Genomic DNA, 13,334 nt, shown 5'->3' with positions numbered 1-13,334 from the left:
CCTCCCACACCACCGCAGCGCATTAGTGCCCGCCGCTGGCCTCTGGTCCCGCCTTGGCGGTAAACGGCGGCTTGGCCAGCCAGACGATCACAATCAACGCCATGAACATCCAGCCCAACAGGGTGAAGTAATCAATGGTGGAGAGCATGTAGGCCTGGCTGGTGACCATCTGATCCAACTGCGTATAGGCCTGCGGGCTGGCGCCGCCGAGGTTGTGCAGCGCCTCGCGGGTCGCCGGGTCGTACACCGTGATGCTCTCGGTCATGTAGGCATGGTGCTGGTCGGCGCGACGAATCCAGATCCAGGTGGTCAAGGACGCTGCGAAGCTGCCGCCCAAAGTCCGCAGGAACGTCGCCAGGCCAGAGCCCTCGGCAATCTGATTGGGCGGCAGGTCGGAGAGCAGAATGGTGAGGGTCGGCATAAAGAACAGCGCCACACCGATGCCCATGAACAGTTGCACCAGGGCGATGTGCTGGTAGTCCACTTCGTTGGTAAAGCCGGCGCGCATAAAGCAGCTCAGGCCCATCGCCAGAAACGCCAGGCCGGCTAGCAAGCGCAGGTCAAACCGCGGCGCGTACTTGCCAATGAACGGCGACAGCAGCACCGGCAATATCCCCAGCGGTGCTGCGGCAAAACCGGCCCAGGTGGCGGTGTAACCCAAGCGGGTTTGCAGCCACTGCGGCAGGATCAAGTTGATGCCGAAGAAGCCGGCGTAACCCAATACCAGTACCAGGGTGCCGTATCGGAAGTTGCGGTAGGCGAACAGACGCAGGTTGACCACCGGGTGCGCGTCGGTCATTTCCCAGATCACGAAGAACGCCAGCGCCACCACCGAAATCGCGGTACCGACGATGATGAAGGTGGACTCGAACCAATCGGCGTCATTGCCTTTGTCGAGCACGATCTGCAAGGCGCCGACACCGACGATCAAGGCCATCAGACCAACGTAGTCCATCGGTTGCCGGCTGGTGACCACCGGCCGTTTCGCCAGTTGCTGGCGCACCACGAAGGCGGCGAACAGCCCGATCGGCACGTTGATAAAGAAGATCCACGGCCAGCTGTAGCTGTCGGTGATGCTGCCGCCGAGGATCGGCCCGGCAATCGGCGCCACCACCGTGACCATGGCCAGTAGCGCAATGGCCATCCCCCGCTTCGCCGGGGGATAGATGGCAATCAGCAGGGTTTGCGCCATCGGGTACAACGGCCCGGCTACTACCCCTTGCAGCACACGAAAGCCCACCAGCTCGGGCATCGAGCGCGAGATACCGCACAGGAACGAGGCCAGCACGAACAGTAGCGTGGCCCACATAAACAGCTTCACCTCGCCGAAGCGCCGGCTCAGCCAGCCGGTGAGCGGTAAGGCGATGGCGTTGCTCACCGCAAACGAGGTGATCACCCAGGTGCCCTGCTCCGCGCTCACCCCGAGGTTGCCGGAGATAGTCGGCAACGCCACGTTGGCGATGGTGGTGTCGAGCACCTGCATAAAGGTCGCCAGCGACAGGCCAATCGTGGCCAGCACCAGGCTGGGGGGCGTGAATGACGCTTTGGTATCCATGGCACATCCTGGGGGGGCGAAGCTCAGCGCTTAACGCTGAGCGGTTTTGGCCACGGCACTGTTTTGTTCGATCAACTGCTGGATCAGGGCATCAGCCTGGGCCAGTTGCTGTTGATACACGGCGGTTTCCAGGGTCGGCTTTTGCGGCGGCTTTTGCGCCAGCACCGGGCCGCTCTGGTCGTGCAGGTCGACATCAACCTGAGTCGATAGGCCGATACGCAATGGGTGCTTGGCCAGCTCCTCAGGGTTGAGCAGGACACGCACCGGCACCCGCTGAACAATCTTGATCCAGTTACCGGTGGCGTTCTGCGCCGGCAGCAAGGCAAACGCGCTGCCGGTACCGGCACCGAGGCTGTCGATGGTGCCGCTGAACTTGACGTCATCGCCGTACAGGTCGGAGGTCACTTCCACGGCCTGACCGATGCGCACATCACGCAGTTGGGTTTCTTTGAAGTTGGCGTCGATCCAGAGCTGGTCCAGTGGAATCACCGCCATCAGTGCAGTGCCGGGCTGCACCCGCTGGCCGAGTTGCACGGTACGCTTGGCCACATAGCCGGTGACCGGAGCAATCAGGGTAGTGCGGGCGTTTTCCAGAAAGGCCTGGCGCAACTGAGCGGCAGCGGCCTGCACATCCGGGTGGGACGCCACGCTGGTGTCGTCGATCAACGCATTGCTGGTGTTCAAGCGCTGCTGGGCATCGTTGAGCGAGCCCTGTGCAGCGGTCAGGTCGTCACGGGCGTGAGACAGTTCCTCTTGGGAGATGGCCCCACCGACCGCCAGGGTCTTACGCCGGTTGTAGTTTTCCTGGGCTTTTTGCACCGCCGCTTTCTGTGCGACCACCTGGGCTTTCTGACCATCGACATTGCTGTACAGGCCGCGCACCTGGCGTACGGTGCGAGCCAGATTGGCCTCAGCGCTTTGCAGGGCAACCTCGGCATCGTTAGGGTCGAACTTGAGCAGCACTTGGCCCTGTTGCACCAAGTCGCCGTCGTCGGCGCCGATGCTGATAACGGTGCCGGTCACCAGCGGCGTGATCGACACCACGTTGCCGTTGACATAGGCGTCATCGGTGCCAACACCAAAGCGTCCGTACAGCTCGTACCAGGCCCAGGTGCCGGCACAGGCGACCAGGACCAGAACCAGCAGGCCAAGGAGCATGGCTTTACGTTTGCCCGGGTTGGCGTTGGTTTGTTCAGTGTTTGTTGATTCAGCGGGTGCAGTAGGAGTGGCCATGACGATTACCTTGTTTGTTCAGGCTGAGAGGCGTTGCTGGCTGGAGTGACCGCGGCGATGTGTTCGCCTTGATAACCGCCCCCAAGGGCCTGCATCAGTTGGATCGACAAATTGATCTGCTCGGCATTCAGGCTGGCGAGCTGACGTTGCGACTGGAGCAATTGCTGTTCGATGCTGAGCACGTCCAGGTAGTTGCCGATACCTGAGCCGAAACGTTGCACCGCAGTGTTGTAGGACTGCTGCGAAACATCGGTAGCGCGCTGTTGAGCAACAATCTGCTGAGCAATGGCATGTAGCTGGTTGATGGTGTCGCTGACTTCATTGAGGGCGCTGACCAGGCTCTTGTTGTACTGGGCAACCGCCAGGTCGTAGCCGGCATCGCGGCTGTCGAGGTCGGCGCGCAGACGGCCACCGTCGAAAATTGGCAGGGAAATGGCCGGGGCAATATTGAAAAAGCGGCTCGGCGCGCCGAACAGCGAGTCACCCAGCAGCGATTGTGTGCCGGCTGCGGCGCTCAGGTTGAGGTTGGGGTAGAACTGGGTCTTGCCCGCTTCGATGTCCTTGCTCGCCGCTTCCACTCGCCAGCGCGCCGCCACCAGGTCCGGGCGGCGGCCCAGCAACTCGGCAGGCAGCGCAGCAGGCAAGGCCACCGCGCTCGGCTGCAACACCGCCGGGCGGGCGATTTCGTTGCCACGGTCCGGGCCTTTGCCCAGCAACACCGCCATCGCCACGCGCGCACTTTGCAGGCGTTTCTCGGCGTCAATCAGTTGCTCTTGCGAGCTGGCCGCCAGGCTTTCGGTTTGCTGGTACTGGTAGTGGCTGTCGATGCCCGACTGCAGACGGCGTTGGCCGAGGTCGAGCATCTCTTGGGTGCGTTTCACGTCCTGTTGCGCCAGGTCACGGACGATGTAGGCCTGGCCCAGATTGCTGTAGGCACGGGCGACATCGGCGGCCAGGGTCAGCGACGCGGCCTGGCGGTCGACTTCCGCGGCGCGAGCCTGGCCCAGCGCCGCTTCCCAGGCAGCGCGCTCGCCGCCCCAGAGGTCGAAGGTGTAATTGAAGCCCAACTGAGCGCTGCGCAAGGTGCTGTAAGCGCCGCCCTGCCCCAGCGGGTCTTGGTCGCGAGCCAGTCGGGAGCGGCTGACGCTGGCCTCGGCATCCACGCTGGGCATACGCGAGGCATCGGCGGCAGACGCGGCGGCGCTGGCTTGGTGAGCACGGGCGCTGGCGATCTGCATGTCCGGGCTGTCGCGCAGCGCTTCAGTGATCAGGCCATCGAGCTGGTTGTCGCCGAGGCTTTTCCACCAATCGCGCTGCGGCCAGGCGGCCGGCGACAGGGTGACGCCAGTGAGGCTTTGCCCGGCTTTAAGGCTTTGCGCGTCAAGGCTGACGCCTTCGGTTTGCAGGCCGTGGAAGTTGGCACAACCGGCCAGCAGCATGGACGCCAGGGCCAGGCTCAAGCCGGTATTAAGCGTACGGGTCATACGTCACCAAAACGTTCGAGGACGATGGCGTCCCCGGCTGCGATCAGCATCTTTTTCAGGAGGCCTTCCAGGCTTTGCAGTTCCGCTGGCGTGAGCGCGGCGGTGAAATCGTTCATCGCCGCCGCGCCGATGGTCGGCAACAAGGCATTCAATGCCCGCCCCTCTTCGGTCAGCGACAGGTGCACCTGACGACGGTCGCTTTCACTGCGGGTACGGCTGATCAGATTTTTCTGCGCCAAGCGATCGAGCATGCGGGTCATCGAACCGCTGTCCAGGGACAGGTGGCGGCACAGATCCGCCGGGGTGTCGTAGCCCTGGAGAATGATCATCAGCACTTTGAACTGCGCGGACGTTACACCGTGGGGCACCAGGTAGCCGTCGAGGATGCGGTCTTTCAGCAGAGCCGCACGCCCCACCAGCATGCCGATACGGATGTATTCGAAATTTTCGGGGGTGTAATGGGTCATGGATTTCACCGATAGCTGCCTAGGCAGGTAGTGGCGTCCAATTTACTGCCTAGGCAGTTAAAGTCAAAGAAATTTCTTAGCGTGCTATCGGAATATTTTGAATAGATTGGATCGAACCGCCCGATAGATCTCGGGCGGTTTCTGTTTTTGCGGGGGGGGGGGGGGAAGAGGAATCAGCTCAGCGCAGGAACGCCGCTGTGGAAGCGGAAATCGGCATCAGGGCTTTCGATCAGCTCGCGTTCTTTTTCGGCGATTTCGATGATCTTGGCCTGGATGTCGGCTTCGTCGCCGTACTGGTAGGCGAGCTTGAGGTAATCCTGGAAATGCCGCGCTTCGGACTTCAGCAGGCTGCTGTAGAACTTGCCCAGCTCTTCGTCCAGGCGCGGGGCCAGGGCGGCGAAACGCTCGCAGGAGCGGGCTTCGACAATGGCGCCGACCAACAACGAGTCGGTCAGGCGATAGGGTTCGTGGTTGCGGATCAGCTTGCGCAACGCGCCGGCGTAGCGTGCCGAGCCGACATTGAACCAAGGCATGCCGCGTTTTTTCATCAGCCCCAGCACTTGCTCGAAATGGCGCAGCTCTTCGCGGGCCAGGCGCGACATCTTGTTCTGCAGATCGAGCTTGTTGCTGTACTGGAACATGAACTGAAAGGCCGAGCCGGCGGCTTTCTTTTCATTGTTGGCGTGGTCGATCAGCAGGATATCGAGGTTGTTCAGCGCCGCGTCCACCCAGCTGGCGGGGGTCGGGCAAAGCAGGAAGGCATCGATTTCAGGAAGAACAGGCATAAATCACGGCTGAGGCTATGGGGCAGGCGCGGGATTATACGGCGCCGTTTGGCCGGGCGCGCGGGGTAAAGCGTTGATCTGCATCATCAAGCGCAACGGTGGGCTAAACCTATAGTGGTGACGCACGCCAATGCCGTCTGGAAATCGAGGATACGACCATGCAAGCCGTTCGCAGCATTCTGGTGATCATTGAACCCGAACACCCCGAAGGGTACGCACTGAAGCGCGCCAAGCTGATCGCCGGCGTCACCCAGTCGCACCTGCACCTGCTGGTATGCGACAAAAAGCATGACCACTCGGGCCTGCTGGAGGTGCTGCGCAACGCGCTGAGCCTGGACGGCTATAGCGTCACCAGCCAGCAGACCTGGCACGAGAACCTACACCAGACCATCATCGGTGTGCAACAAGCCGAAGGCTGCGGCCTGGTGATCAAGGATCACCGTCCGGACAACCCGCTGAAAAAGGCGCTACTGACCCCGGAAGACTGGAAGCTGCTGCGCTATTCACCCTGCCCGGTGCTGATGGTGAAAACCGAACGGCCGTGGGCCGAAGGGGTAATTCTGGCGGCGGTGGATGTCGGCAACTCCGACGGCGAACACCGCGCACTGCACGCCAGCATCATCAACCATGCCTATGAAATTGCCGGTCTGACCAAAGGCAGTATGCATGTGATCAACGCCCACCCCTCGCCCATGCTGGCGTCCGCCGACCCGGTGTTTCAGCTGCGGGAAACCATCGAAGCGCGCTACCGCGAGCGAATCCGCGACTTCCAGGAGGAGTACGGCTTCAGCGATGAGCAGTTGCACATCCTCGAAGGGCCGGCCGATGTGCTGATTCCGTTTATGGCCAAAAAGCTTGGCGCAGCGGTCACCGTGATGGGCACCGTGGCGCGCACAGGGTTCTCCGGCGCGCTGATCGGCAATACTGCAGAAGTGGTGCTGGATATGCTGGAAAGCGATGTGTTGGTGTTGAAGCCGGACACCGTGATCGCCCACCTGGAAGACCTGGTGGCACAACGCTGAACCCAGCGTGCCCATCCCCCTAAAAACCGCCCCGTTTGGCGGTTTTTTCGGTTCAAACCCGGCTTTCCATTCCTTCACGGAGAAAACGTGGTGCGATGTAGCGGTCGTAGTGGGCTTCAGACAACAGGAAGAACTCGCGATCGATCGCATCGCGCAGCTCCGGCAACGACCAGTCGCGGAACTCCGGCAGCAACACCATTCCATAGGCTTCAAGCTGGTTGATCACCCGGGCGCCGCGGGCAATCAATTGGTAGGCCCAGCAGTACTCGGATTGCTCCGGCACGAAACGGATCTGCCGCTGTTCCAGCTGCTGCCGCAGGCGCGCCGGGTCGAACACATCGACTTTGGCGGCCATTACCTGCACCAGAAGAATTTCCAGGCGCAGCCAGACGGCGCGCTTTTCTTCATCGTTGTACAGGTTCCAGTTCACCACCTCATGGTGAAAACGCTTGCAGCCACGACAGACCAGATCCCCGTAAACGGTGGAACACAGGCCGACGCAGGGCGTTTTGATGCGGTGGTTGGACATAGGCAGGCGATTACAGGGCGACAGGAACAGGCCGGCATCTTAGCCCTTTGTCTAAGGAGGGTCACCCCGGCGGATGTAGGGCTTTGTCTTACCTTTGCTGCGCTTTTCCAGTAGAATCCCCGGGCCATTCTTAGGCGTGATGTCCGTTAGAAGCTGTTTTCAAAGCGTCACGAGCACAGTTAATCCCGCAGGAACGCAGTTGGCTGGGTTACCACGATTCGCCGGTAGCCCAGCCAGCCCTCATCAAAACGTCCTGCAGGCGTAAAACTTTGAAAGCAGCTTCTGGATGCGTCCCGGACAACCCTATGGGACCACTGATGAGGGTAATAACTGTGCTTGAAGCCTATCGCAAACACATTGCAGAGCGTGCAGCTCAGGGCATCGTGCCCCAGCCGCTAAACGCCGAACAAACTGCCGGCCTGGTTGATCTGTTGAAAAACCCGCCAGCAGGCGAGGAAGAATTCCTCGTTGATCTGATCACCAATCGCGTACCGCCAGGCGTGGACGAAGCTGCCTACGTCAAGGCCGGTTTCCTCTCCGCTGTCGCCAAAGGCGAAGCCACTTCCCCGCTGATCAGCAAACAACGCGCCGTTGAACTGCTGGGCACCATGCAAGGCGGTTACAACATCGCCACTATGGTTGAGCTGCTGGACAATGCTGAGCTGGCCGCCACCGCTGCCGAACAACTGAAGCACACCCTGCTGATGTTCGATGCGTTCCACGACGTCGCCGAAAAAGCCAAAAACGGTAATGCTCACGCCAAAGGCGTACTGCAGTCCTGGGCAGATGGCGAATGGTTCCAGAAGCGCCCTACCCTGGCCGACAAAATCAGCCTGCGCGTCTTCAAAGTAACTGGCGAAACCAACACCGACGACCTGTCCCCGGCGCCAGACGCCTGGTCCCGTCCGGACATCCCGTTGCACGCCCTGGCCATGCTGAAAATGGCCCGTGACGGCATCGTGCCTGACGTGCAAGGCTCCATCGGCCCGATGAAGCAGATCGAAACCATGCGCGGCGAAGGCTTCCCTATCGCTTACGTCGGTGACGTGGTCGGTACCGGCTCCTCGCGTAAATCCGCCACCAACTCGGTGCTGTGGTTCTTCGGCGACGACATTCCGTACGTACCGAACAAGCGCGCTGGCGGTTTCTGCTTCGGCTCGAAAATCGCCCCGATCTTCTACAACACCATGGAAGATGCCGGCGCTCTGCCAATCGAGTTCGACGTATCGAACATGCACATGGGCGACGTTATCGACCTGTACCCGCACGCTGGCAAAGTCTGCAAGCACGGTACCGATGAAGTCCTCACCACCTTCGAACTGAAAACTCCGGTTCTGCTGGACGAAGTTCGCGCCGGTGGCCGTATTCCGCTGATCGTCGGCCGTGGCCTGACCGAGAAAGCACGCGCCGAGCTGGGCCTGGGCCCAACCGACCTGTTCAAGCTGCCAGAAGCTCCGGTCGACACCGGCAAGGGTTACACCCTGGCGCAGAAAATGGTCGGCAAGGCGTGCGGTCTGCCAGTTGGCAAGGGCATCCGTCCTGGCACCTACTGCGAACCGAAAATGACCACCGTCGGCTCTCAGGACACCACCGGTCCAATGACCCGTGACGAACTGAAAGACCTGGCGTGCCTGGGCTTCTCGGCTGACCTGGTGATGCAGTCCTTCTGCCACACCGCGGCCTATCCGAAGCCGATCGACGTCACCACCCACCACACCCTGCCGGATTTCATCCGCACCCGTGGCGGCGTGTCCCTGCGTCCTGGCGACGGCATCATCCACAGCTGGCTGAACCGCATGCTGCTGCCGGACACCGTAGGCACCGGTGGTGACTCGCACACCCGTTTCCCGATCGGCATCTCGTTCCCAGCCGGTTCCGGCCTGGTCGCCTTCGCCGCTGCCACCGGCGTTATGCCGCTGGACATGCCGGAGTCGGTACTGGTGCGCTTCAAGGGCAAGCTGCAACCTGGCATCACCCTGCGCGACCTGGTTCACGCCATTCCTTACTACGGCATCAAGAACGGTCTGCTGACCGTTGAGAAGAAGGGCAAGATCAACGCCTTCTCGGGCCGCATCCTGGAAATCGAAGGTCTGGACGAGCTGACCGTTGAACAGGCGTTCGAGCTGTCCGACGCCTCGGCCGAACGTTCCGCTGCTGGTTGCACCATCAAGCTGCCGGAAAAAGCCATCGCCGAATACCTGAAGTCGAACATCACCCTGCTGCGCTGGATGATCAGCGAAGGCTACGGCGATGCCCGCACCATGGAGCGTCGCGCTCAAGCAATGGAAGCCTGGCTGGCCAACCCGGAACTGCTGTCTGCTGACGCTGACGCCGAGTACGCCGAAATCGTCGAAATCGACCTGGCCGACATCAAAGAGCCTGTGCTCTGCGCGCCAAACGACCCGGACGACGCCCGTCTGCTCTCGACCGTTCAGGGCGAGAAGATCGACGAAGTGTTCATCGGTTCGTGCATGACCAACATCGGCCACTTCCGCGCTGCCGGTAAGTTGCTGGACAAGGTCAAAGGCTCGATTCCTACCCGTCTGTGGCTGTCGCCGCCGACCAAGATGGACGCTCACCAGCTCACCGAAGAAGGCTACTACGGCATCTACGGCAAGGCTGGCGCGCGCATGGAAATGCCGGGCTGCTCGCTGTGCATGGGTAACCAGGCACGTGTAGCGGCGAACTCGACTGTAGTGTCGACTTCGACCCGTAACTTCCCGAACCGTCTGGGCGATGGCGCCAACGTGTACCTGGCATCCGCTGAACTGGCCGCTGTAGCGTCCATTCTCGGCAAGCTGCCTACCGTTGCCGAGTACATGGAATACGCCGCGAGCATCGACAGCATGGCTGCCGACGTTTACCGCTACCTGAGCTTCGACCAGATCGCGGAATTCCGCGACGCTGCTGCGAACGCCCAGATTCCGGTCGTTCAAGCGTAACGAAATACCGCGTCAAAAAGAGCCCCGCCCAGTGCGGGGCTTTTTTATGGGCGCGCTGGCGAGACGGATAGCGCCTGCTAGGGTAAACACGTGGCGCGCCCTCTTGCGACGCCCTTATTTGCCAGTAGGGAGTTCACCATGAAGCATTGGATTCTTGCGGTAGTTTGCTTGCTCAGCCTTGCCGGCTGCTCTAGCGAGTACATCATCACCACCACCGATGGCCAGATGCTGACCAGTGACGGCAAACCGGACCTGGACGAGGACACCGGCATGCTGGAATTCGAAGACAGTGAAGGCCGCATCCAGCAGATCCCGCAGTCCTCGGTGAAGCAGATGCTCGAACGCTAAACGAGTGTTCGGACAAAAATCCCGCCATCGCGGGATTTTTGTCCAGTACAGACAGTTGAAATTTCCTTACCCCTCTCGACAAGCGCAACGGCCACACTTATCTTCGCCACTGGCCAGCGCACTGGCCAACGTCGCTCGGACGGTTCCGGGCGCTTACGTCTTCGAGGAACACATGGCTGAACAAGCTCCGCGCCGCTTTGCGCGCATCGATCGTCTCCCCCCTTACGTTTTCAATATCACTGCCGAGCTGAAGATGGCTGCGCGTCGGCGCGGCGAAGACATCATCGACTTGAGCATGGGTAACCCGGATGGCGCCACCCCGCCCCATATCGTAAAAAAACTCGTACAGGTTGCTCAGCGCGAAGACACCCACGGCTACTCCACTTCTCGCGGCATTCCGCGCCTGCGTCGCGCCATTTCGCGCTGGTACCAGGACCGTTATCAGGTCGAGATCGACCCAGAAAACGAAGCCATCGTCACCATCGGCTCCAAGGAAGGCCTGGCGCATCTGATGCTCGCCACCCTTGATCAAGGCGACACGGTGCTGGTACCCAACCCTAGCTACCCGATTCACATCTACGGTGCGGTGATTGCCGGCGCCCAGGTACGTTCGGTGCCACTGGTACCTGGCGTCGACTTCTTCGCCGAAGTGGAACGGGCCATTCGCGAAAGCATTCCGAAGCCGAAGATGCTGATCATCGGCTTCCCCTCCAACCCCACCGCCCAATGCGTGGAGCTGGACTTCTTCGAGCGCATCATCGCCCTGGCCAAACAGTACAACGTGCTGGTGGTCCACGACCTGGCATATGCCGATATCGTTTATGACGGCTGGAAAGCGCCTTCGATCATGCAGGTACCGGGCGCCAAGGACATTGCGGTGGAGTTCTTTACCCTGTCCAAGAGCTACAACATGGCGGGCTGGCGTATTGGTTTCATGGTCGGCAACCCGGAGCTGGTGAATGCCCTGGCACGGATCAAGAGCTACCACGATTACGGCACCTTCACCCCGCTGCAGGTCGCCGCTATTGCCGCCTTGGAAGGCGATCAGAGCTGCGTGCATGAGATCACCGCCAACTATCAGCAGCGTCGCGACGTACTGGTGCGTGGGCTGCATGAGGCAGGCTGGATGGTCGAGAATCCGAAAGCGTCCATGTACGTGTGGGCGAAGATCCCGGAGCCGTACGCCAAGCTCGGCTCGCTGGAGTTCTCCAAGAAGCTGCTGGCTGAGGCCAAAGTCTGCGTCTCACCAGGCCTGGGCTTTGGCGACTATGGCGACGATCATGTGCGCTTCGCCTTGATCGAAAACCAGGACCGGATTCGTCAGGCGGTGCGTGGCATCAAGGCCATGTTCCGCGCCGACGGCCTGCTAGCTAAAGGCAAAGGCGACACCGTATAAGTCCTTCTAGAGCGGTCGCCGTTGGATCAACGGCGGCCCCGCCCATCTATCAGCGCTGAACTTGTCACGCCCAGGGTTACCGAACGGGTGCTTTCTCATCCGTACAAGGCCTTCCTGATGCTTGATCTCACCACTTGGAACCTCACGGTCCCAGCCCACGGCTCCGCCACCTCCATCGACACCGCCCGCCTCAACAATGGCTACCAAAGCCAATACTTCCGCCGTCACGCCGATGGCAGCGTGACCTTCTGGGTACCGGTAACAGGCACCACAACAGAAGATGCTCACTATCCCCGCACCGAGCTACGAGAAACACAAACGGATGGCACACTGAGCTATTGGCCGTACCAGACGGCGGACAGCTACCTGAGCGCCGTGCTGACGGTCAGCCAGGTGCCGAGCAAAGGCAAAATCATCATTGGCCAGATCCACAGCGACGACCAACCTGGCAGTCAGAATGATCCATTGCTCAAACTGCAGTACCACTACCTGCGAGGCGTAGGCCGCCTCGAAGCGCTTCTGCGAAAACGCCCCGGCGACAGCGAAGTACAGAACATCCTGCTGGCTGAGAACGTGCAACTGAACGAACGATTCAGCTATGACCTGCGCCTGACGCCAACCGGAAAGCTAGGCATCCGAGTGCAAAGCAGCGATGGTGATGCCGGCTCGTACTACCGCCAGTTGAGCGGCTATTGGGACAACCAGCGTTTTTACTTCAAAGCCGGCGCCTATATTCAGGACAATTACGGCCCGGACAACGAAGGCGGCCGAGCGACCTTTTACTGGCTTAATAGCGTTCATCGCTAAGTGCTGATTTAGCCTGGACGGCGCGCCTTTTGCCGTTGCGAGCCCGTAAAATACCCTCACTTCCGCCAATGTTATAGAGACTGAAATGGCCCGCCTGCAGCTGCAATTTCCTGAAGACCAATTTTGCTACAGCACCCACCTCACCGTGCGCGTCACCGACATCAACGCCGGTAATCACCTGGGCAACGACTCGATGATCTCGATGATTTCCGAGGCGCGCGCACGCTTTCTGTTCGACTTTGGCATTCATGAAACCGACGGCACGGGCCTGGGCATTATCGTCACCGACCTGGCCACTACATACAGAGCCGAAGCCCATGCACGGGACCAGTTGCTGTTTGAGGTTGGAGTAATGGACTTCAACAAGTATGGCGGCGACATCACCTTCCGCATTACCCGGCCCGCCGACAGCAGCCTGATCGCTATGGCGAAGTCGGGCTTCGTATTCTTCGACTACAGCACCTCGAAAGTTGTACCGATGCCTGAAGACTTCTTCGGTAAGTTCAGTAAGGTCAACTGGCTTGACTAAGCAACACCATCGGACATCAAGCGCTTGCGCGCTTGATGTTTACAGCCGCCCACTTTTCTCGACGCAAAAACAAACCCCCCACTCGCTTTCGCGAATGAGGGGTTTGGAATTTAAGCTTGACGATGACCTACTCTCACATGGGGAAACCCCACACTACCATCGGCGATGCGTCGTTTCACTACTGAGTTCGGGATGGGATCAGGTGGTTCCAACGCTCTATGGTCGTCAAGCAATTCG

The 13,334-nt window shown here is 60.4% G+C and carries 12 protein-coding genes and 1 rRNA gene; 6 read left to right on the top strand and 7 right to left on the bottom strand.

Features of this window, described 5'->3' with window-relative positions; all coding sequences use genetic code 11:
- Window positions 1-22: 22 nt before the first annotated feature.
- The 5 genes from C8K61_RS00065 to C8K61_RS00045 form a co-directional block, all read right to left on the bottom strand.
- Window positions 23-1,555: a DHA2 family efflux MFS transporter permease subunit gene (locus C8K61_RS00065; protein ID WP_108093975.1), complete on the bottom strand. Its 1,533-nt coding sequence runs from the start codon at window positions 1,553-1,555 to the stop codon at window positions 23-25.
- A gap of 30 nt (window positions 1,556-1,585) precedes the next feature.
- A complete protein-coding gene (locus C8K61_RS00060; protein ID WP_108093973.1) occupies window positions 1,586-2,788 on the bottom strand; it encodes an efflux RND transporter periplasmic adaptor subunit in 1,203 nt (400 codons plus the stop codon).
- Between the two features lie 5 nt (window positions 2,789-2,793).
- Window positions 2,794-4,272 carry an efflux transporter outer membrane subunit gene (locus C8K61_RS00055; RefSeq protein WP_108093971.1) on the bottom strand — a complete coding sequence of 493 codons (1,479 nt, stop codon included), beginning with the start codon at window positions 4,270-4,272 and terminating at the stop codon, window positions 2,794-2,796.
- Window positions 4,269-4,739 (bottom strand): MarR family winged helix-turn-helix transcriptional regulator, encoded by a 471-nt coding sequence (locus C8K61_RS00050; RefSeq protein WP_108093969.1) that lies wholly within the window; start codon window positions 4,737-4,739, stop codon window positions 4,269-4,271. Before C8K61_RS00050 ends, C8K61_RS00055 begins: the two co-directional genes overlap by 4 nt.
- Window positions 4,740-4,912: 173 nt before the next feature.
- Window positions 4,913-5,524 carry a tRNA-(ms[2]io[6]A)-hydroxylase gene (locus C8K61_RS00045; protein WP_108093967.1) on the bottom strand — a complete coding sequence of 204 codons (612 nt, stop codon included), beginning with the start codon at window positions 5,522-5,524 and terminating at the stop codon, window positions 4,913-4,915.
- 158 nt (window positions 5,525-5,682) lie between these two features.
- Between C8K61_RS00045 and C8K61_RS00040 the strand changes: the two genes are divergently transcribed.
- Window positions 5,683-6,546 (top strand): universal stress protein, encoded by an 864-nt coding sequence (locus C8K61_RS00040; protein ID WP_108093965.1) that lies wholly within the window; start codon window positions 5,683-5,685, stop codon window positions 6,544-6,546.
- A 52-nt stretch (window positions 6,547-6,598) separates the two neighbouring features.
- Here C8K61_RS00040 and C8K61_RS00035 read toward each other — a convergent pair whose 3' ends face one another.
- Window positions 6,599-7,075, bottom strand: coding sequence for a DUF1289 domain-containing protein (locus tag C8K61_RS00035; protein WP_108093964.1), 477 nt, complete (start codon window positions 7,073-7,075; stop codon window positions 6,599-6,601).
- Window positions 7,076-7,407: 332 nt separating this feature from the next.
- Between C8K61_RS00035 and acnB the strand changes: the two genes are divergently transcribed.
- The 5 genes from acnB to C8K61_RS00010 all read left to right on the top strand — a co-directional run bounded on the left by acnB (window position 7,408) and on the right by C8K61_RS00010 (window position 13,097).
- The gene (acnB, locus tag C8K61_RS00030) at window positions 7,408-10,017 is read left to right on the top strand and encodes a bifunctional aconitate hydratase 2/2-methylisocitrate dehydratase (protein ID WP_108093962.1); all 2,610 of its coding nucleotides are present in this window, start codon (window positions 7,408-7,410) and stop codon (window positions 10,015-10,017) included.
- A 138-nt stretch (window positions 10,018-10,155) separates the two neighbouring features.
- Window positions 10,156-10,365 (top strand): YgdI/YgdR family lipoprotein, encoded by a 210-nt coding sequence (locus tag C8K61_RS00025; RefSeq protein WP_108093960.1) that lies wholly within the window; start codon window positions 10,156-10,158, stop codon window positions 10,363-10,365.
- A gap of 172 nt (window positions 10,366-10,537) precedes the next feature.
- A complete protein-coding gene (gene alaC, locus C8K61_RS00020; protein ID WP_108093958.1) occupies window positions 10,538-11,761 on the top strand; it encodes an alanine transaminase in 1,224 nt (407 codons plus the stop codon).
- A 117-nt stretch (window positions 11,762-11,878) separates the two neighbouring features.
- Entirely contained in the window at window positions 11,879-12,568 is a 690-nt protein-coding gene (locus C8K61_RS00015) for a polysaccharide lyase family 7 protein (protein WP_108093956.1), read from the top strand.
- 85 nt (window positions 12,569-12,653) lie between these two features.
- Window positions 12,654-13,097: a thioesterase family protein gene (locus C8K61_RS00010; RefSeq protein WP_108093954.1), complete on the top strand. Its 444-nt coding sequence runs from the start codon at window positions 12,654-12,656 to the stop codon at window positions 13,095-13,097.
- Between the two features lie 114 nt (window positions 13,098-13,211).
- Here C8K61_RS00010 and rrf read toward each other — a convergent pair.
- A 5S ribosomal RNA gene (gene rrf / locus C8K61_RS00005) occupies window positions 13,212-13,327 on the bottom strand.
- Between the last annotated feature and the right edge of the window lie 7 nt (window positions 13,328-13,334).

The sequence above is a fragment of the Pseudomonas sp. GV071 genome (genome assembly GCF_003050835.1).
In the GTDB taxonomy this organism is placed as follows: domain Bacteria; phylum Pseudomonadota; class Gammaproteobacteria; order Pseudomonadales; family Pseudomonadaceae; genus Aquipseudomonas.
Note: the sequence above shows the minus strand (reverse complement) of the source record. Positions and strands in the feature narration are given on the sequence as shown.